The organism is Paraburkholderia sp. CNPSo 3274 (assembly GCF_024206475.1).
Classification (GTDB): Bacteria; Pseudomonadota; Gammaproteobacteria; order Burkholderiales; family Burkholderiaceae; genus Paraburkholderia.
The window spans coordinates 1-18,678 of the sequence record NZ_JAMBPR010000046.1; the positions used below are offsets into that span (position 1 = coordinate 1).

Consider the following 18,678-nt stretch of genomic DNA (forward strand, 5'->3'; position numbering starts at 1 on the left):
GCCCAGATGCCTGTTCATCTCGGCGCCCATCGCGCGCTCGATGACGGCCTTGTTGAACGCCAGCATCAGGTCCTGGACCTCGGCGGGCGTCATCGGCCCCTTGACCAGTTCGTCAAGCAGGCCTTCAGGCAGGGCAGGCAGCGGCCCTCGGGCCGCTGCCTGCGAAGCTACCGTGCGCTTCTTCATCGGCATATCCATGATTTTTACCTCTCATGATATGCCTCGCCCACGAAATGACGGATAGGTCCGGGGCAACGCATGCATACCGACGCGAACACAAGAAAAAACCAAAGCCCCATGATCCACGACCAAACAAATTAAATAGCACAACAAATCATGCCCGAAACGCAAGGCAATCACTACCTCAACGAACCACAACAAATACACACGTGTGTATCAACACACCCACGAGACCGCCAACGAACGTACCATTAATCCGGATAAACTGCAGATCCCGCCCGATCTCCGCCTCGAACTTGCCACTGACTTCCTGCGCATCCCACCCTTTCACGACATCGGTGATGAGGCCGGAGAGCTGACGGCGATAGCGCAATACCAGCATTCGCGCGATCTCGAGCCACCAGGCATTCAGCTTGTTCTGTATCGCGTTCGCACTCACCAAGGTCTTGCCAAGCGACACCAGAGCGCGAGCGATCATGTCATGCGCAACGGACCGGTCGCTAGCGGCATCCGCGGCAACGCGCGCCTGGACACGGTCGAGCAAAACGCGGTAGTAGTCGCCCGCTTTGACATGGCGGATGCAGTCGCGCATCAGTATTCTGCCGAACCTCCGGTATGCAGCTGCAGTTTGCAAATCGAGGGACAACGTCGTGACCGCCGCGTCAAATTGGCGGCGAAGTTCGTGATCGGGATTCGCCGCCACTTCGTGGACCAGCGCCACGATTCCCTCGACGAACTTGTTGACGATATACGCGTCGAGCGGCGCCGGCGTAAACCGCGACGCCTCGCCAAACTTTGCCTTGATCAGATCGACGTTGGCAACCAGCCAGGATTCGACGGCAACGAGTCCGCGATCCAGCAGAGGCTGATGACGATTTCCTTCCGTCAGCACACCCAGCACCTGGCCTGCGAGGCGGGACACGTCGAGCGCGCGCAGTTGCGGCAGGAGGAGCCGATCGAACAGCGCTTCGACGTCCGACTCGTCGAACCGTTCCAGCAACCGGGGAAGCGATTCAACCACGACATCGGCGATCGTTGAACTGTTCTCCTTCTCGGCAAGCCATATTGCCAACGCACGGGCCGCGTTGTATTCGCTCAGCCTGCCGACCACGATTTCGGTGGTCAGGAAATTCTGCTCGACAAAGCCACCCAGGCTTTCGGCTATGCGCGCCTGATTCTTTGGAATGATGGCCGTATGAGGCATGGCGACGCCGAGCGGATGGCGGAACAGCGCGACCACCGCATACCAGTCCGCAATCGCGCCAACGGTGCCCGCTTCCGCAAATGCACGTACCCAGGCAAGCCACGGATAGTGCGCCTGCCAGGCGACACTCGCCATGAGCAACGCGATCATCGTCGCGAGCAGACACGTTGCCGTTACGCGCATGCGTTTGAGCCGAACCAGTTTCAGGTTCGCGCTTGCACTGGCCTTCACGCCTTGAAGGTGCTCGTTGTCGTCCGTCACCGCGCTCAACTCGTCTCCCGTTCGGAAGGCTGCGCGAGAAACTGCTTGATCAACGGAGCGACCTCTTGTGCGCGCGTAATCAAAAACAGATGACCGTCGTCGATCACGTGCAACGTCGCGTTGCGAATTCGTGCGGCGAGAATCCTGGCGTTAGTAAGCGGCACGATCGGGTCGTCGTTACCGTGCATGACGAGCGTCTGTTGCCGCAGCGCGCCGAGCCACGGCAAGCTCGTCCACCCCGATGCGGCCAGCAACTGATACAGATAGCCCCGGCCGCGCGGCGGCTGAATGTGGCGGCTGTGCGCTTCGAGCAGCGAGGCATCGTGCCGATAGGCGCCTCCATAGATCTCCGCGCCGATTTGCTTCAGATAGCCCGGGTCCGTGTAACGCCGCGGCCCGACCAGCTTCGATAACACGGAAAGCCGCGCGGGCACCATCAGCACCCCCGGCGACGTCGCGGCGAGAATGAGCCGCCGGCAGCGCCTTGGGTACAGATGCGCGAACTGCTGCGCGAGCGCCCCGCCCCACGAAACGCCCAGCACGTCGACAGGGCCGGCATAGCCCAGCCGCGTCAGCAGTTTGTCGGACATCACGGCGAGCGTCGAGAAACGGTATGGGATCAGCGGCGTGGGCGAGCCGCCAACGCCCGGAACGTCGAAGACGATCACGGTAATGTCGTCGAGCGCCGCGACGAACGGTTCAACCAGTTCGAGATTCGCGCCGATGCCATTGAACAAAAGCAGCGGCGGTGAAGCGTCGCGCCCACGGCGCACCGCAACGCGCAGCAACTGACCGTCCAGATCGATCATCTGAATCTGCATGGCGTCCACAACCTCCGGGCTCATTTGTATATCGCTCATCCGGTTTTTCCCCTGGTTGAATCATTGTGGCCGCTCGCGGCGGCTCGCTACGTCACTTCTTCGGCTGCATCAGCGCCTTGAGCTCCTCGACATGCTCGGCAAAGCGCTTCGTGACGACGGCAATGCTGTCGGTCTGCGCGCGATACGCCGCATCCGCCAGTTCCTGCATATCGACGAAAGCCTTTTGGAGCGCGTCCTTCACGCCTTCTCCAACGTTTGCAGCGCCTTCGCTGCCGGGCGTCGAGAGCCGCGTCACCAGCGATTGCAGTTCGGTGACTTTCGCGCGGAAGATGTCCGCCTGCTTCTGACCGACTTGCTGCACGCCCGCAAGCGCGGTCATGTTCGCCTCGGCGAGCGCCTCGAAGTCCTTGCGGCGCGATTCGAGGAACGCGCCCACATCGACACCCGGCAGCTTGAACTGCGAGATCAGTTTCGTGTATTCGGCAAAAATGCCGTTCGTGTTGCTCGTTGCCATGGTTGAATCTCCTGGTTGGATAAAAAAATACTTCTCTACAGGGTTAAAAATGGGTCACGGTTCCAGCACATACGCGCCGGGCGCGCTTGCCGTGGCCGGGTGCCGTTCGCTGCCGGGCGCAGTCGGCGCGGCACGCCTCTCGCCAGACCGGGCGACGAGCCGGTTTCCCTGCCATCATGCGCGAGGTCGGCCATGCTGTCGTCAACCACGCGAAGCTCGACGAGCGGGACCGGCAAACCGGTCTTGCACCGTAGGCGAATCTGCTCATCGGCGTCCAGCGTTTCGGCGCCAGGCGGAAGCTGCGCGAGGCTGAGAACCCAGCAGCCGCTTGCTCAGCAACAGATAAGCGCAGGCATTGCTGGCGTGAGCCGTCTTGACGTCGTCCGACATCGATATCTCCGGGGTTCCTGAACATGAATCGCACGCACGCCGCTTCTTTGTTTTTTGTTCTGGTCGCGGCGACGTCCCTTTGAAGCCATGATCCCGGCATCGGCGCGCCGGCAATATCCCCCGGATGGGGGAGCGCAGCAAGAACCCGAAAAACGGCGAGCCGCTTGCGCCGCCAGGCAGCGCCTCGCTCGCGCCGAGGTCAAACTGGAAAAGGCGGTTGAGGATGTTTCGAAACCCAGCATTGCGGGCCGCGCGGTCGTCAATCTGCGCTGTTTCCCGCGCCTCGCCGTCGGCCAGCGCGAAGTAAGCACGCCAGAAACACGAGTGCTGTGGCGTGTCTCCCCCGTTCGCGGGAAAGACACGCTATTTGTCGACGGATAATATGGGTCGAATCAGAGCAGCGAATTGATGACGCTGGATCCAGACGAATATCTTTTCCATCGCGGCGACGCGCCAATCGCTTTTTACGGAATCGCGAGACGGCTCGCCAGAGCGCGAGCGCCACGCGGTAGCGCATCGCCCGCAAGATCACTTCATATGTGCGCTGGCATGCCCTACGCTGCTGGCGTCAGGTAGGGGTTGTCATGGCCCGGTTCATAGGGCCGCGCCTTGATCTCCATGCGCGCAATGCTCTCGAGATGCACTTCGTCCGGGCCATCGGCGAACTTCAATGCACGCCCCCAGGTCCAGCTGTCCGCCAGCGGCGTGTCGGGGCTCAGCCCCATCGCGCCAAAGGTCTGTATCGCCCGCTCGCATACGGCGGTGTGCACGTTCGGCACGAGCGCCTTGATCATTGCGATTTCCTTACGCGCTTCCTTCGCACCGACGTTGTCGATCATCCAGGCCGCCTTCAGCACGAACAGTCGGGCCTGATCGATTTCGATGCGCGACTTCGCGATCCACTCGGCAACGGAGCCGTGCTCGTACAGCTTCTTGCCGAACGCCGTGCGCGCCTGCGCACGTTCGATCATCAGTTCGAGCGCCAGTTCGGCGGCGCCGATCGAACGCATGCAGTGGTGAATGCGGCCTGGGCCGAGACGCGCCTGGGCGAGCGCGAAGCCGCTGCTTTCTTCGCCGAGCAGATTCGAGCGCGGCACGCGCACATTCTTGAATTCGATTTCGCAGTGGCCTTCCGGCGCCGTGTGATTGACCACCGTGATATTGCGGATGATCTTCACGCCTGGCGTGTCGCGCGGCACGAGAATCATGCTTTGCTGACGGTGCGCGGGCGAGTCCGGGTCAGTTTTGCCCATGACGATGAACAACTGGCAATTCGGGTGCGCCGCGTTCGTGATGAACCATTTGCGGCCGTCAATGACATAGTCGTCGCCGTCGAGGCGAATGGACGTGGTGATATTGGTCGCGTCCGAGGACGCCACTGCGGGCTCCGTCATCGCAAACGCCGAGCGGATCTTGCCATCGAGCAGCGGCTCGAGCCACTTCTTGCGCTGCGCGGGGGTAGCGAACATATGGAGCAGTTCCATGTTGCCCGTGTCCGGCGCATTGCAGTTGAACACCTCGGAGGCCCACGAGACGCGCCCCATGATCTCGGCCAGCGGGGCGTATTCGAGATTCGTCAGCCGCGTGCCCGGCTCGTCGTCGTGCAGATGCGGCAGGAACAGGTTCCAGAGGCCCTCCGCACGCGCCCTTTCCTTCAACTCCTCCATGAAAGAAACGGGATACTGCCCTGCACTCACTTCTTCGTGCCACTGGTGGATGCGCGGCACAATATGCGTATCCATGAACGCGCGCACCTGCGTGCGCAGCGCTTCGACTTTCGGGCTATAGGCGAAGTCCATCTTGCTCTTCCTTGAATCGTGGTGAATGTCGTGCAGCGCGTGGGTCAATACCGCGCGCCGCTCCCATCGTTAAATCGTCAGCCCACCGTCCACGACGATGCACTCGCCGTTGGTGTAGCTCGCCGCGTCGGACACCAGATAAAGCACGGTGCCGGCCATCTCGCGCGGTTCCGCGTGGCGGCGCAGCGGAATTTGCATCATCCAGCTTTCGTAGATGGCCTGGTCTGCGAACAACGCCCCGGCAAATTTGGTCTTGGTGAGGCCCGGCAGCAAAGCGTTCACGCGGATGCCGAGCGGGCCGCACTCCTTGGCGAATGCCCGCGTCATGTTGACCACGGCGGCCTTCGTGATCGAATAGATGCCCTGCTTGTCGCCGGGCTGCAGCGCATTGACGGAAGCCGTGTTGACGATCGCGCCGCCGCCGTGCTCGCGCATCAGCTTGCCTGCCTCGACCGACATGAAGAAGTAGCCACGCAGATTGACCTCCACCGTCTTTTCGAAGGACGAGAGATCGGTGTCGAGAATGTGGCCGAAATACGGATTCGCCGCCGCGTTATTCACGAGGATATCCAGACGGCCATGCTGCGAGCGGATGTGCTGGAAAATGCCCTGGATATCGTCGAGACGCCCCACGTGGCACGGAAACGCCTCGGCGCTGCCGCCCGCCTCCCTGATCCCGCGTGCCACGGTCTCGCAGTCTTCGAGCTTGCGGCTCGATACAATCACATGGGCGCCCTGTTCTGCGAGCAGCTTCGCGATTTCTTCGCCAATGCCGCGGCTCGCGCCCGTGACCAATGCAAGCTTGCCGCCCAGATCGAACAAATTAGTAGTCACAACTGTCTCCTCAATGTATCCGCGTGTCCGCGTCAAACGCTGGCCGTCAGATGACGTCGACGCCCATCTTCGCCAGCGCACCTGCCATTTCGCCGACCTGTCGCGCCTTCTCATTCGATGCGTTGCCGCCCAGCGCACGCTTTTTCACGCCCTGCGCAATGGCGGCGAGCCGGAAGAAGCTGAACGCCAGGTAAAAATTCCAGTTCTCGATCGATGCGATTTCCCGCAGCCTGCAATAGTGCTCGACGATCGCGGCCTCGTCCGGCACGCCAAGCGCAGCCCGGTCCAGCCCTGCGAGACCGACGATATGGCCTGTGGGGGGTAGCCGCAGGCACATGCAGAAGTACGCGAGGTCGGCGAGCGGATTGCCGAGCGTGGAGAGTTCCCAGTCGAGCACGGCACGAACCTTCGGCGTACCGCGGTGGAAGAGCAGGTTATCGATGCGAAAGTCCCCGTGCACGAGCGAAGGCTTGCCCGCTTCAACCGGACAGTGCGCCGGCAGCCAGTCGATCAGCGCTTCCATCGCGTCGAGGTCCCCGGTTTTCGCCGCGCGATATTGCTTCGTCCAGACTTCGATCTGCCGTGAGAAGTAGTTGCCCGCGCGGCCATAGTCGGCGAGGCCAACTGCCTCGACATCCACATCGTGCAGGGCCGCCATCGTGCCGATCAGCGCGTCGTAGACGGCCCCGCGCTCGCCGCCGGGCAACGAGGGCAAGGACGGATCCCAGTAGATTTCGCCCTCTTCGAAGCTCATCACGTAGAACAGGCTGCCGATCACGTCGCGGTCCTCGCAAAGATGCAAGGCCCGGGCAACCGGGACCGGGGTGTTGCCGAGCGCGCTCAGCACGCGGAATTCGCGGTCCACGGCATGCGCGGACTTGAGCAACTCGCCAGGCGGCTGACGCCGCAGCACATAGCGGCCGCTTTGCGCCTCCAGGAGAAATGTAGGGTTCGACTGTCCGCCAGCGAACTTCTCGACGGACATGGGCCCCTGAAAACTCGGCATATGTGCCGTCAAATAGCGCGTGAGGGCTTCGACGTCGAACTGAAGACTTGCATTCATCATGGAGCGGGAATCCGGATTCGAATCAGCCATAGGTGACGAGTTCGCGCCTCTCGGCCAGTTCGAGATGCGGCAAGGTATTGAAGGTGACCAGCGACATCGCGCTGTCGTTGAAGACGTACTGGCTCATGCTGCTGTTGCGGATCTGCATGTTGAGCGCTATTGCGGCAGCAGCCGGCGCTTGCAGAACCTGCTGGGTGAAGACGGCGATCGGGCCGCCTGAACTCACCACCAGAACCCGCTTGCCACCCGAACGCTGAATGGCGAGACGTGCATGCTCGACGCGCGCCTGGAACTGCCCCCAGGTCTCAGGAACACGCCCCGGCAGCTTATCCTCCGACCAAAGCTGCAAGACCTGTTTGAGCCCTTTGTAGAAGTGCTTCATTGAGCTTTCGGCCAGCAAGCCGGGCGCCATGCCGCTCTCTCCGAGCGCGGCAAACAAGGCGCGAAAATCGTACTCGTTCAGATCCGGGTCCTGCACGATTTCCACGGGCGCGCCGCCCATCGCGGCGAGCAAGGCGTCCGCGGTCTGCGCGTGCCGACGCATCGTGCCGGTCACGACACGATCGAACGTCAAGCCCGCCTGCGCGCAGTATTCGCCCAGCCAGCGCGACTGTTCGCGGCCGGAAGCTGAAAGCTCGTCATAGTTTTCGGCGCCGAATGACGCCTGCCCATGTCGTACCAGGTAGAGTTCCGCCATGCCAACCTCGTCTGAACATGACTGAAACGATACCTGGGCCCTGGCTATTCAGGAAATTTATTCTGGTGATACTGCGTCATAACGATTCGTGACACCTAAGGTCTCTGCTTGCGCATGAGACGGCCGATCTGTTCGCGCAGCCAGCGATGAGCCGGGTCGGCCTTGACGCTGCGGTGCCAGTAGCCATGCGTCTCGAGATCGGGAAGATCGAACGGCAGCGCGAGGATGCGTGCGTCATAACGCTTGAGCAACATGAGCGGTGCAGTCAGGACGAGATCGGTGCGCATCGCGATCAAGGGAGCGACGAGATAGTGCTGAACGCGGGTCTGGATCGTGCGCCTGAGTCCCAGCTTGTTGAGTTCCGTATCGACGAGACCCGGTCCCTGGCGGCGGCTGGACACATGGATATGGCCGAAGCGCAGGTAGTCGTCGATCGTGACCTTCTTCTTCGCGAACGGATGGTCCTGGCGAAGCATGCACGCGTAACGGTCGCGGCCCATCGGCTCCTGCTCCAGGTACGGATCGTCGATAAGGGGCGCGTCGATCGCCAGATGGACCGCGCCGCTCGCCAGCGCTTCGGGAACGTCGCGGCGCGTCGTAAAGTAGCTCTCGATGCGGATGCCTGGCGCGAGACGTTGCAACACCTCTTCCAGCGCAGGAAGCAGCATGGTCTCGGTCAGGTCGTTCATGCTGAGCCGGAACGTTCGCTGCGACGAGGCCGGATCGAAGCGTTCACCTGCATGGGTACTCGAATCGAGCAACTGCAGCGCCTCACGCACGCGGCCAATGATGTTCTCGGAAACGGGTGTGGGCATCATGCCGGCCGGCGTGCTCACGAACAACGGATCGTCGAATGCCTTGCGCATACGCGCGAGCGCGTTGCTCACGGCGGGCTGCGTGATGAAAAGCATCTCCGCCGTACGCGTGAGGTTGCGCGTTCGATAGACGGCTTCGAAAACGACGAAAAGATTCAGATCGACTTTGGATGGGCGCATGGCCCCGAGCCTAACCGTCCCGTCGCGATGCCGTCAATCGAAGGCGTGATGTGGCGCGGATCGCATCGCCTTTAACGTCAATCCGCGTACCCCGGGTAGGTTCGATCGAGCCTGCGCAGCAGTCCGGGCCAAACAAGCGCCCCTGGCATGATGCCCCGCGTCACTGCCACGATCTGCTGCTTGAAGCCGTCGAGAATGGGCTGCGCGATTGGCGTCAGCTTTGCGCCGCCCGACTGCGCGCGCACCTGGATCATGCACGCCGCCTCGAAGAAGTACATCGCGACAAAGGCGTCCGCCGGCGTGCTTCCGACGGTCAGCAGCCCGTGGTTACGCAGCATCAGATACGTTTTGGCGCCGAGGTCTCGAACCAGACGCGGCTTTTCGGCCTCGTTTAACGCGAGGCCCTCGTAGTCGTGATAACCGAGCGACGCCAATACCCCGAGAGACTGCTGCGAGAGCGGCAGCAGTCCCGCCTCCTGGGCCGACACTGCAACGCCGTTGATCGAATGTGTGTGCATCACGCAGTGCGCGTCGTCGCGTGCTGCGTGGACGGCGCTATGGATCGTGAAGCCAGCCGGATTGATGTCGTACGGCGACTCGCTCACCTTGCGGCCATCGAGGTCGATCTTCACCAGCGAGGACGCCGTGATTTCCTCGAACATCATGCCGTACGGGTTGATCAGGAAATGATGCTCCGGACCCGGCACGCGCGCCGAGATGTGGGTAAACACCAGATCGTCCCAGCCGAACAGCGCTGTGAGGCGATAAGCAGCCGCCAGATTGACTCGCGCCTCCCATTCGGCGGGTGACACGTCGTTCTTGACATTGACATAGGATGAAGCCACGTCGACGCTCCCTGGTTGGGTTTGGTGAAATCGAGAGAGTCCTCATGATGCTTGCGAACTCGCCAAAAGATTGTCGGCCAGGCGACAACTCCTGTCGTCTGCCTCGACGACCGGTCCGTCGATTTGCTTGAAGAGGGCGTCAACGTCTAAGGCATCGCCTCGCGATCCCAGGGCGGTTCATCGCCGAACGTTTCAGCAAGGTAATCGACAAACCGATGCACTTTGAGCGGTATGCGCCGCACGCCCGGATACACCGCCTGAATCGCCAATCCGGCCGCGCGATAGTCCGGCAGCAGCGCCACCAGTTCGCCGCGCCCGAGGTGCTCGCCGAACACGAAGGTCGGACCATACGCAATGCCGGCTCCGGCAAGCACGGCGCCGAGCAGCACTTCCACATTTACATGCGGATGGTCGTCCAGATAGCGCGCGACGACCCCGCCCAGATGCATCGCGCCGAACGTCGCCGGCGCGGCGACGCGCAGCACGCCGCGCGCCGTACCTTGCGAATCGCTTGCCTCCCGATTCGCTTCGTCGAACGCTTCGAGGATCCGCTTGCAGCGCTCGTAGTAGGTGTGGCCGACCTCGGTCAGGCTCAGGCGCCGCGTCGTTCGCTGAAGCAGCCGCGCATTCAGTTCGGCCTCGATTGCGCTCACGTGCTTGCCGGCCATCGCCGCCGACAGCCCGAAGCGCCGCGCCGCCGCGGCGAGGCTGCCCTCCTCTACGGCGGCGACAAATACGCTGAGGCTCGTCAGTCGGTCCATTGCGTCCTCCAATTCGATAATCTGATTATCGACTGACGACACTGGAACGGCAATTATCAAACCCAAGGCTTGAATCTACCATGCGTGCATCACCCAACCGGGAAGGAGCCTGGGAATGGAAATCAAGTCGAACGGCACGCGGATCCACGTCAAGCAGCAGGGCAGCGGCGAGCTGGCTCTGGTGTTCCTGCACTACTACGGCGGCTCGTCGCGCACATGGGACGGCGTAGCGAGCGAACTGTCCGGCCGGTACCGGATCGTGGCCAGCGATCACCGCGGCTGGGGCGATTCCGAGGCGCCCGCTGACGGCTACCGTATCGCCGATCTCGCCGCCGACGCCGAGGGCGTCATCGAGGCGCTGGGCCGGCAGCGCTACGTTCTTGTCGGGCATTCGATGGGCGGGAAGGTTGCGCAGTTCATCGCGTCGCGCCGGCCGAGCGGGCTCGAAGGTCTGGTGCTCGTGGCGCCGTCGCCGCCGTCACCGATGGTCCTGTCGGACGAGCAACGCGCGACGTTGACCGGCGCGTATCAATCGCGCGAATCGGTCGAATACGTCGTCGATCACGTCCTGACCGCAAAATCGCTCGACGCCGCCCGTCGCGAGCAAGTCATCGAGGACAGCCTGAAGGCTGCGCCGCAGGCCAAGGCGGCCTGGCCGAACGTGGCGATGCGCGAAGACATCGCCGAGGCGGTGGCATCCATCGACGTGCCGACCATCGTCATCTCAGGCGAGCTTGACCAGGTGGATCGCGCTGCAACGCTGCAGGCGGAACTGCTGCCCCGCATCCCGCACGCGGCGATGCACATTCTGCCCGGAACGGGACACTTGTCGCCGCTCGAAGCCCCGGCCGAGGTGGCACGGGCCATTGCGCGGTTCGTCGGTGCAATCGAGGACAACACCGCCGTATGCAGCACGCCCGAGCAGGTCCCGGAAAAGGGCCTCGACGCTGGGTGGAGGCTGCGGATCTCGAATCCGCCCGGTCCAAACTAAATCGCCCTGCCGAAGGTGACACCGCAGGAGACGCCTGCGAGCTATCCCAGCGGTGTCAATGCGAGCGACAGATCCCAGACGTATCCCGCATCCGCGTGATATGACACCTGGAATCCGAACCGCAGCGCCAGGCCGACCATGGCTTCGTTTTCGGCGAGCGTCGTGCCGTACAGGCGCTTGAGCCCCGAGCGCCGCGCAAGCTCAATCAAGGCGGTCAGCAATTGAGCGCCGAGCCCGCGCCGCTGCCAGGCGTCGCTAACCGCAATAGCGCATTCGCCAGCGTCGTGATCGCCCTTCTCCATCGCGTAACGCGCAACGCCAACCTGGCGCTCGACCCCTTCGATTACGATCACCGCGATTACCGCACCTTCGCGTCGACGATCGATGTGGGTCCAGCGATGTATCTCGTCAGAAGTCGGTCGTCGCGCGGACATCAACCGCTTGTAGCGCGTCGATTGCGACAACCCGTTGACGAACGCTTCTTCGATGTCATAGTCACCAGGCTCGATTGAACGCAACAGCACCCCCGTGCCATCTTTCGCTTTCCACAGGTGACGGATCGCTTCAGCGGGCACATCGGCAATCGCTCCCGTCTTCTCGCACCGCGCCAGCGCAATTGCAGTCGTGTCCATTGCCGATATTGCCGCGCACGTCACGCGGTCCGTGCGTTCTGACGCTCCGCTAGCCACTCCACGATGTTGCGCACGGTATCGCCGTAGAACGTGCGATACAGCTCGTTCGAAACGTAGCCGATGTGGGGTGTTGCCAGCACGTTGGGAAGCGAGCGATATGGATGGCCCGCAGGCAGCGGCTCGGTATCGTACACGTCGAGCGCGGCGCCCGCCAGCCGCCCCGTTTTCAGGGCCTCAACAAGCGCGGCTTCGTCGACGATCGGGCCGCGCGAAGTATTGATGAGCCTGCTCGTCGGCTTCATCTGTGCAATCTCCGCGGCACCCACGAGATGGTGAGTGCGATCGCTCAGGCGAACGTGGATCGAGAGGAAATCGGACGTGGAAAAGAGCGTCGCCTTGTCGACGAGTTGCACGCCCTTCTCCTCAGCCCGCTCCGGCGTCAGATTCTGGCTCCACGCGATCACGTTCATCCGGAACGCACGACCAATCACGCCGACCGCGGACCCGACACGCCCGAGCCCGAGCAGGCCCAGCGTCTTTCCGGCCAGTTCGGTACCGAGCGAGACCTGCCAGCCCCCGCTGCGCAACGATTCGTTCTCCAGATGAATGTTGCGCGCCATGGCGAGAATGAGCGCCCAGGTAAATTCGATGGTCGGCGTGGACGAGTAGCCCGTGTGACGCACTTCAACGCCGCGTTCGCCGGCCGCATCGAGGTCGATTGCAGCGTTGCCGGCGCCGGTCGATGCGATCAGCTTCAGGTTCGGCAGCCTCTCGATCAGTTCGCGCGAGAACGGCGTCCGCTCGCGCATCGCACACACCACATCGAATGGCTCGAGACGCTTGGCGATTTCGTCGACTTCGAAAAGATGGTCCGTAAATACCGTTATTTCTGCATGCGCCGCGAGCGGCGACCAGTCTGCCTCGCGCAACGCGATGTTCTGGTAGTCGTCAAGAATCGCAATCTTGACCGGATGCGAATGAGCCATGGCGCAACTTCTCCTCGTAAGGTATGAGCGGGTCGTGGCGCGCGGCGTCAATACCGCGAGCGCGCGGGTTCAGAAGATGCCACGTTACACCGCAACAGCCGCCAGCGCAGGGGCGTCGGCATAATCCGCCCCGGAACATGCCGTCGCCAGCCAGCGCGGTAAGGTTATCCCGCGCCTACAGCAGCCCCAGCGCCGATGCCTTCAGCGTCGCAGCAGCACGCGTCGAACATTCGAGCTTGCGAAACACGCTTTCCACGTGTGTGCGCACGGTGCTTGGGCTCAGGTCAAGCTCGCGTGCCGCTTCCTTGTTGCTGGCGCCGCGGCTGATCGAACGCAGCACGTCGGTCTCGCGCGCTGAAAGCCGGATTGCCTGTTGCCGGGCGCGCGTGCCGCGTGGCGGCGCGTCCCCCGTATCGATCAGTGCTTCCACGACTTCGCCGTCGAAGCGGCCTTCGTTCGCCTCCGTGCGCAACCGCTGTGCGACTTCGGCGGCAGGCAGTGCGTCGCGCCAAGGCCGCTTCTCGCCGAGCGCGACAAACGCGACCGCGGCGCTCAGCACGCGCGCCTCGAACGACAACGCCTGCCCGCCAACGCCGCGGAAATAGCCAGAGCCGTCGAGCCGCTCGTATGCATAGGAAGCCAGTTCCGCCGCTTGAGCGAGCGTGCCGGTTTGCTTGCCTGCGCGCGCGGTCCAGTACGGTACGAGCCGCACTTTTTCCCACTCGGCAGCGGAGAGGCGTCCCGGTGAATTCCAGATCCCATTGGGCACTGCGGCACGTCCGATTCCGTGAATCAGTGCCGCAGCGTAAAGGCGCGCTTCGCCCGCTGCATCGGCACCGAGCCGGGCGCTGCAGGCGGCCGCAGCGCGGGCAACCGCGCGCGAGTAGCCGGTCATCCACGGCAGCTTGAGGTCGATTACATCGCCGATCAGCTCGGTCGAAGTGGTTGCCTGCATCTGCGGCGCCTGGATCGACTCGTCGAGTCCGGCTGGCTCCCTCGTCGCCAGCAACTCCAGCCAACGCGCCGCCTGATCGGTGACGAGCGCAGCCAGTTCGGCCGGATAGCGTGTGCCGGCCTGACCGGCAATCAAGGTGAGGGCGCCGGGCAAGCCATAAACGCGGCTGAAGATTTCCAGATCGCCTGCCAGCGTCACCACGTACACCGCGCGCGGCACCGCCGCACCGGCGAGGCCGTCCGGCATGCCGGTGCCGTTCCAAGCTTCGAAGATGTGGCGCAGCGCTGCTTCGGTGTCCGCGGTCAGGCGCAGGATACGCGCGACTTCACCCGAGACCTCGCAGTGGATCTGCGCAAGCGGACGGATCGCGCCCTTGGCACCCTTAATGCCCTGCGCTTCGAGCGGCTTTGCCCAGTCCTGCCGATGCGCCAGCATCGCCTCGCGTCCGGCCACGTCGTCGCCCAGCATATCGGCAAATCCCGACGCATTGGCCGTGCAGCCCGACCACCGCAGAAGCGCAGCTTGCGCAGCCGTCGCGGCCAGCGCATCGCCCTCGCCGGTTGCGTGAGCCAACTGGGCGGCAAGCCAGGCTGTTCGCAGCGAATGGTCAGTCGGCTGCCCCATGCTGAGGTCGCCGACGAATGCGAGCGCCCTAACGGCGTCGTATGCGCGAACCTCTGCGCGTTCACTTGGTGCGTTTTCGTTTCCGTTCAAGGATCCACCGATACATGGCGAGCGTTCATTGCTCGCGACTATAGCGCAGCAGGCGTGGCCGGGTCGGTCATTTGACCGATACCGAAGCGCCGCCCGCGCTGCGATCCTTCTTCCCACGCCAACGCCCGCCAGGGCGTCAGGCATGAATCATTTGCTAACGAGTCGCCCGACCCGGCCGTTGCCGCCGGGCCAAACCACCTGAGTGCACGTCATGAAACGCCACCTCACCGCCCCAGTGCTGATCGTCAGCGCCAATCTTGCTGCCGCCGCACTGGTTGCTGCCACGGCCTTCCTTGGGGCACCCGCTTTTGCGAGCGGTGACGGACCGCAGCCGTCCTACGAGCCGCAGGCGGGCGCACTTGCCTGGATGGCGTCATTCGAGAGGTCGCTTTGAAACGCTCGACGCTACATCCCCTCTGGGTCCGCATTTTTCACTGGGTCAATGCGACTTCCGTCGTCGCCATGTGCCTGAGCGGCTGGCAGGTGTACAACGCGTCGCCGATCTTCCGGGCCGTCACGTTTCCCGCGTCCATCACGCTCGGCGGCTGGCTGGGCGGCGCACTGCTCTGGCACTTCGCGGTGATGTGGATTCTGGTTGCGAACTTTCTCGCCTACCTGGTACTGAGCGTCGCAACGGGACGGCTGCGCAGGAAGCTCTTCCCTATCAGCGTGCGCGCCATCGCATCCGATCTCGCCGCGGCGCTGCGTGGCAAGCTCGGTCACGGCGACCTCAGCCAGTACAACGCCGTGCAGAAGTTCGCCTATCTCGTCGCGATCGCCGACATCGCGCTCCTGGTGCTGTCGGGGCTGGCAATCTGGAAGCCGGTGCAGTTCCCGGTCCTGCGCACATTGATGGGCGGCTTCGACAATGCGCGCGTCGTCCATTTCGTCGCCATGAGCGTGCTTGTCGGCTTTTTCGCGGTGCACGTCGCGATGGTCGCACTCGTTCCACGCTCCCTGCTCACGATGATTCGAGGCCGGTAATCATGAATACTCCGAAACGTTACCGCAAGCCCGATCCAGCAATGAACCTCGACGCGGAATCCATCATCAAGGATGTGCGAAAGGAACTCCAGTCGCCGCAGCGCCGTTTGCTCGGCAAGCGCATCCTCACGCTGGGCGGATTGATGCTGCTTTCAGGCTGCACCCTCACGAACGACAAGTCGGTAAACACCATGCTGCGCCGGGTGTCGTCGTTGAACGACGACGCGCAAGCCTTGCTCTTCGATCCGCGCAAGCTCGCACCGACTTATCCGGAATCGATGATCACGCGGCCTTTTCCTTTCAATGCGTACTACGACATCGACCAGGTGCCGGACTTGGACGCGCAAAGCTACCGCCTCGAACTCAGCGGGCTTGTGACCGGAAAACGCGTCTGGACGCTCGACGAACTGCATGCGCTGCCGCAGGAGAGCCAGGTGACGCGGCATATCTGCATCGAGGGATGGAGTGCGATCGGCAAGTGGGGCGGCGTGCGATTCCGCGACTTCCTGTTGCGAGCTGGCGCCGATACCACCGCGAAGTACGTTGCCCTGCACTGCGCGGACAGCTACTGGACGAGCATCGACATGCCGACTGCGCTACATCCCCAGACGCAGCTCACGCTGACATACGACGGCAGCGTCCTGCCCGCGAAGTACGGATTCCCGATGAAGCTGCGCATGCCCACCAAGCTCGGCTACAAGAACCCGAAACACATCGTCGCCATCACGGTGACCAACAAGTTCCCAGGCGGCTACTGGGAGAACCAGGGATACAACTGGTTTGGCGGTTCCTGAGCCCTGAACCCTCTGCTGATGAATTGATTAACCGCAACCCACCCAACGGAGCACCCATGTCCATTCGACTAAAATTCGCTATTTCCGCTGTTTCCACCGCCGCCGCGCTGATGCTCGCTGGCGCTGCATTCGCCCAATCCTCAGCGGACAAGCCCGAGCGGATCCGCGGCGAGATCGTCTCGCTTTCTGGCACTACCCTGAAGGTCCACCGCCACAGCGGCGAGACCGTGACCATCGACGTCGACCAGCAGGCCGGCGTGAACGCCGTGAAGTCCATCCAGCTTGCCGATATCAAGCCCGGCTCGTATGTCGGCGCGGCTGCCGTGCCGGGCCCGGACGGCAAGCTGACCGCGAAGGAAGTGCTCGTGTTCCCCGAAGCCGCACGCGGCACGGGCGAAGGTCACTACGCGTGGGATCTCGGTACGAACAGCACGATGACGAACGCCAACGTGGAGACGGTCGTGCAAGGGACGAGCGGGCGCGATCTCAAGCTTTCGTACCAGGGTGGCAGCAACACCATCAATGTGCCGACCAATGTTCCGGTCGTGACGCTCATTCCGGCCACGCGCGCCGAGTTGACGACGGGCAAGAAGGTCTTCGTCGTGGCCACCCCGGAGAAGAACGGCGCCTACGCCGCTCACCTGGTCGTAGTCGAGAAGGACGGCGTGGCGCCTCCGATGTAAATCCGCAATCGCCAGACAAAAGTCATCGACAGGTTGTTGCTGTCCCGGCCGCTCAGGAGGGTTCTCTCCAGGGCGGCCGATTTTTTTGGCATGTGGCCCACGCATAGAACGCAGGACATCCATGTCCTAAATCACACCCATCTACGTCATTTCCGCCATAGTCGAATGAAGCCAGAATGCACTCACTCGATCAACCACGTAGTTCCAGACGGAGTGACATCATGGCTCAGGCATATCAAGGTACGGCCCTCATTACGGGCGCATCGTCGGGAATTGGCGCAGTCTACGCTGAGCGGCTCGCGCGGCGCGGCTATGACTTGATTCTCGTCGCACGCAACCGCGACCGGCTCATCGCGCTTGCCGAGCGCATCACGAGCGAGACGCGCCAGAGCGTCGAAATCGTGGACGCCGATCTCAACGACCCCGCTGCGCTTACCGCCGTCGAAGCGAAGCTCAAGCAGGACGCCAGCATCACGCTGCTGGTCAACAACGCGGGCGTGGGCACGCACACGCCGCTGCTCGACAGCAACGTCGACGCGATGACGCGCATGATCGACCTGAACATCACCGCGCTCACCCGCCTCACGTATGCTGCCGTCCCCGGCTTCGTCGCTCGCGGCAAGGGTGCCGTCATCAACATTTCCTCCATCGTCGCCATCTCGCCGGAGACGCTCAACGGCGTTTATGGCGGCACCAAGGCTTTCGTGCTTGCCTTCAGCCAGTCGCTGCACCGTGAACTCGCCGACAAGGGTGTACAGGTGCAGGCCGTGCTGCCCGGCGCGACCGCCACCGACTTCTGGCAAACAGGAGGCCTCCCGGTCGAGCACCTGCCAAAGGAAATCGTCATGTCCGCCACCGACATGGTGGACGCGGCCCTGACGGGGTTCGAGCGTCGCGAACTCGTCACGATCCCGTCCTTGCACGCCGGAGAGGAGTGGGACGCTTACGAAGCCGCACGCCAGACGATGACGCCGCATCTGTCGACCAACGTTCCGGCTCCGCGCTATACGAACGGCCAATAAGCCCTGAATTTCGTATTCGCGCGCATTCGATGAGCGACCTGGCGCCAGGCTTCCACTCGTGCCGACCTCCCTCTCTCACAGGACACAGACATGGGCCACGAAACGCTCTATCTCGACGACATCAAGGTCGGTGACACTTTCACCACCGGCACGCACGAAGTCAGCGCCGCCGATATCAAACGCTTTGCAGGCGAGTTCGATCCGCAGCCGTTCCATCTCGACGATGAAGCGGCGCGCGAGTCGATGTTCGGCGGACTCGCGGCGAGTGGCTGGCATACTGCGGCGATCACCATGCGCCTGCTCGTTACGAGCGGGCCGAAGCTCTCGCACGGGGTGCTCGGCCTCGGCGGCGAAATCCAGTGGACGAAGCCGATGCGCCCCGGCGACGTGCTGCACGTCGAAAGCGAGGTCGTAGCGTTGATCCCGTCACGCTCACGCTCCGATCGTGGTGTGCTCGTACTGCGCTCCAAAACGATCAATCAGCACGGGGACGTCGTACAGGACTTGACCGCAAAACTACTCGTCATGCGCCGACCCGCCTGAAGCCGCC

General features: G+C 62.9%; 20 protein-coding genes and 1 pseudogene. 7 read left to right on the top strand and 14 right to left on the bottom strand.

Translation table 11 applies throughout. The features are described 5' to 3' along the window. The 11 genes and pseudogenes from M3I54_RS27520 to M3I54_RS27570 all read right to left on the bottom strand — a co-directional run. Positions 1-192 (bottom strand): annotated as a pseudogene (locus M3I54_RS27520) (IS256 family transposase); the annotation flags it as partial. Between the two features lie 172 nt (positions 193-364). Further along, positions 365-1,645, bottom strand: coding sequence for a DUF445 domain-containing protein (locus tag M3I54_RS27525; protein WP_254341822.1), 1,281 nt, complete (start codon positions 1,643-1,645; stop codon positions 365-367). 5 nt (positions 1,646-1,650) lie between these two features. Continuing rightward, positions 1,651-2,505: a poly(3-hydroxyalkanoate) depolymerase gene (gene phaZ / locus M3I54_RS27530; RefSeq protein ID WP_254341823.1), complete on the bottom strand. Its 855-nt coding sequence runs from the start codon at positions 2,503-2,505 to the stop codon at positions 1,651-1,653. A 52-nt stretch (positions 2,506-2,557) separates the two neighbouring features. Beyond that, positions 2,558-2,980 carry a phasin family protein gene (locus tag M3I54_RS27535; protein WP_254341824.1) on the bottom strand — a complete coding sequence of 141 codons (423 nt, stop codon included), beginning with the start codon at positions 2,978-2,980 and terminating at the stop codon, positions 2,558-2,560. Between the two features lie 944 nt (positions 2,981-3,924). Next, on the bottom strand, positions 3,925-5,169 hold the full coding sequence (locus M3I54_RS27540) for an acyl-CoA dehydrogenase family protein (protein WP_254341825.1): 1,245 nt from the start codon (positions 5,167-5,169) through the stop codon (positions 3,925-3,927). Positions 5,170-5,238: 69 nt separating this feature from the next. Beyond that, positions 5,239-6,003 (bottom strand): SDR family oxidoreductase, encoded by a 765-nt coding sequence (locus M3I54_RS27545; RefSeq protein ID WP_254341826.1) that lies wholly within the window; start codon positions 6,001-6,003, stop codon positions 5,239-5,241. A 46-nt stretch (positions 6,004-6,049) separates the two neighbouring features. Then, complete coding sequence (locus M3I54_RS27550; protein WP_254341827.1) at positions 6,050-7,069, bottom strand: phosphotransferase; 1,020 nt, start codon at positions 7,067-7,069, stop codon at positions 6,050-6,052. A gap of 22 nt (positions 7,070-7,091) precedes the next feature. After that, positions 7,092-7,766 (bottom strand): histidine phosphatase family protein, encoded by a 675-nt coding sequence (locus M3I54_RS27555; RefSeq protein WP_254341828.1) that lies wholly within the window; start codon positions 7,764-7,766, stop codon positions 7,092-7,094. A gap of 95 nt (positions 7,767-7,861) precedes the next feature. Beyond that, positions 7,862-8,761 carry a LysR family transcriptional regulator gene (locus M3I54_RS27560; protein WP_254341829.1) on the bottom strand — a complete coding sequence of 300 codons (900 nt, stop codon included), beginning with the start codon at positions 8,759-8,761 and terminating at the stop codon, positions 7,862-7,864. A 77-nt stretch (positions 8,762-8,838) separates the two neighbouring features. After that, a complete protein-coding gene (locus tag M3I54_RS27565; protein WP_254341830.1) occupies positions 8,839-9,606 on the bottom strand; it encodes a class II aldolase/adducin family protein in 768 nt (255 codons plus the stop codon). Positions 9,607-9,752: 146 nt separating this feature from the next. Beyond that, positions 9,753-10,367 carry a LysR family transcriptional regulator gene (locus M3I54_RS27570; protein ID WP_254341831.1) on the bottom strand — a complete coding sequence of 205 codons (615 nt, stop codon included), beginning with the start codon at positions 10,365-10,367 and terminating at the stop codon, positions 9,753-9,755. A gap of 115 nt (positions 10,368-10,482) precedes the next feature. Between M3I54_RS27570 and M3I54_RS27575 the strand changes: the two genes are divergently transcribed. Then, the gene (locus M3I54_RS27575) at positions 10,483-11,358 is read left to right on the top strand and encodes an alpha/beta fold hydrolase (protein ID WP_254341832.1); all 876 of its coding nucleotides are present in this window, start codon (positions 10,483-10,485) and stop codon (positions 11,356-11,358) included. 41 nt (positions 11,359-11,399) lie between these two features. Here M3I54_RS27575 and M3I54_RS27580 read toward each other — a convergent pair whose 3' ends face one another. The 3 genes from M3I54_RS27580 to M3I54_RS27590 form a co-directional block, all read right to left on the bottom strand. Further along, complete coding sequence (locus tag M3I54_RS27580; RefSeq protein ID WP_254341833.1) at positions 11,400-11,990, bottom strand: GNAT family N-acetyltransferase; 591 nt, start codon at positions 11,988-11,990, stop codon at positions 11,400-11,402. A gap of 20 nt (positions 11,991-12,010) precedes the next feature. Next, positions 12,011-12,976, bottom strand: a complete 966-nt coding sequence (locus M3I54_RS27585) for a D-2-hydroxyacid dehydrogenase family protein (RefSeq protein ID WP_254341834.1) — start codon at positions 12,974-12,976, stop codon at positions 12,011-12,013. A gap of 175 nt (positions 12,977-13,151) precedes the next feature. Further along, a complete protein-coding gene (locus tag M3I54_RS27590; RefSeq protein ID WP_375542214.1) occupies positions 13,152-14,555 on the bottom strand; it encodes an HD domain-containing phosphohydrolase in 1,404 nt (467 codons plus the stop codon). 301 nt (positions 14,556-14,856) lie between these two features. Here M3I54_RS27590 and M3I54_RS27595 point away from each other — a divergent pair, with 301 nt between their 5' ends. The 6 genes from M3I54_RS27595 (at position 14,857) to M3I54_RS27620 (ending at position 18,671) form a co-directional block, all read left to right on the top strand. Beyond that, positions 14,857-15,039 carry a hypothetical protein gene (locus tag M3I54_RS27595; RefSeq protein WP_254341836.1) on the top strand — a complete coding sequence of 61 codons (183 nt, stop codon included), beginning with the start codon at positions 14,857-14,859 and terminating at the stop codon, positions 15,037-15,039. Then, positions 15,036-15,629 carry a cytochrome b/b6 domain-containing protein gene (locus M3I54_RS27600; RefSeq protein WP_254341837.1) on the top strand — a complete coding sequence of 198 codons (594 nt, stop codon included), beginning with the start codon at positions 15,036-15,038 and terminating at the stop codon, positions 15,627-15,629. The genes M3I54_RS27595 and M3I54_RS27600 overlap by 4 nt, the downstream gene beginning before the upstream one ends. 2 nt (positions 15,630-15,631) lie before the next feature. Then, a complete protein-coding gene (locus M3I54_RS27605; protein ID WP_254341838.1) occupies positions 15,632-16,423 on the top strand; it encodes a molybdopterin-dependent oxidoreductase in 792 nt (263 codons plus the stop codon). A gap of 56 nt (positions 16,424-16,479) precedes the next feature. Next, complete coding sequence (locus M3I54_RS27610) at positions 16,480-17,106, top strand: hypothetical protein (RefSeq protein ID WP_254341839.1); 627 nt, start codon at positions 16,480-16,482, stop codon at positions 17,104-17,106. A gap of 221 nt (positions 17,107-17,327) precedes the next feature. Continuing rightward, positions 17,328-18,128, top strand: coding sequence for an SDR family oxidoreductase (locus M3I54_RS27615; protein ID WP_254341840.1), 801 nt, complete (start codon positions 17,328-17,330; stop codon positions 18,126-18,128). Positions 18,129-18,218: 90 nt separating this feature from the next. Continuing rightward, a complete protein-coding gene (locus M3I54_RS27620) occupies positions 18,219-18,671 on the top strand; it encodes a MaoC family dehydratase (protein ID WP_254341841.1) in 453 nt (150 codons plus the stop codon). The last annotated feature ends 7 nt before the right edge of the window (positions 18,672-18,678 follow it).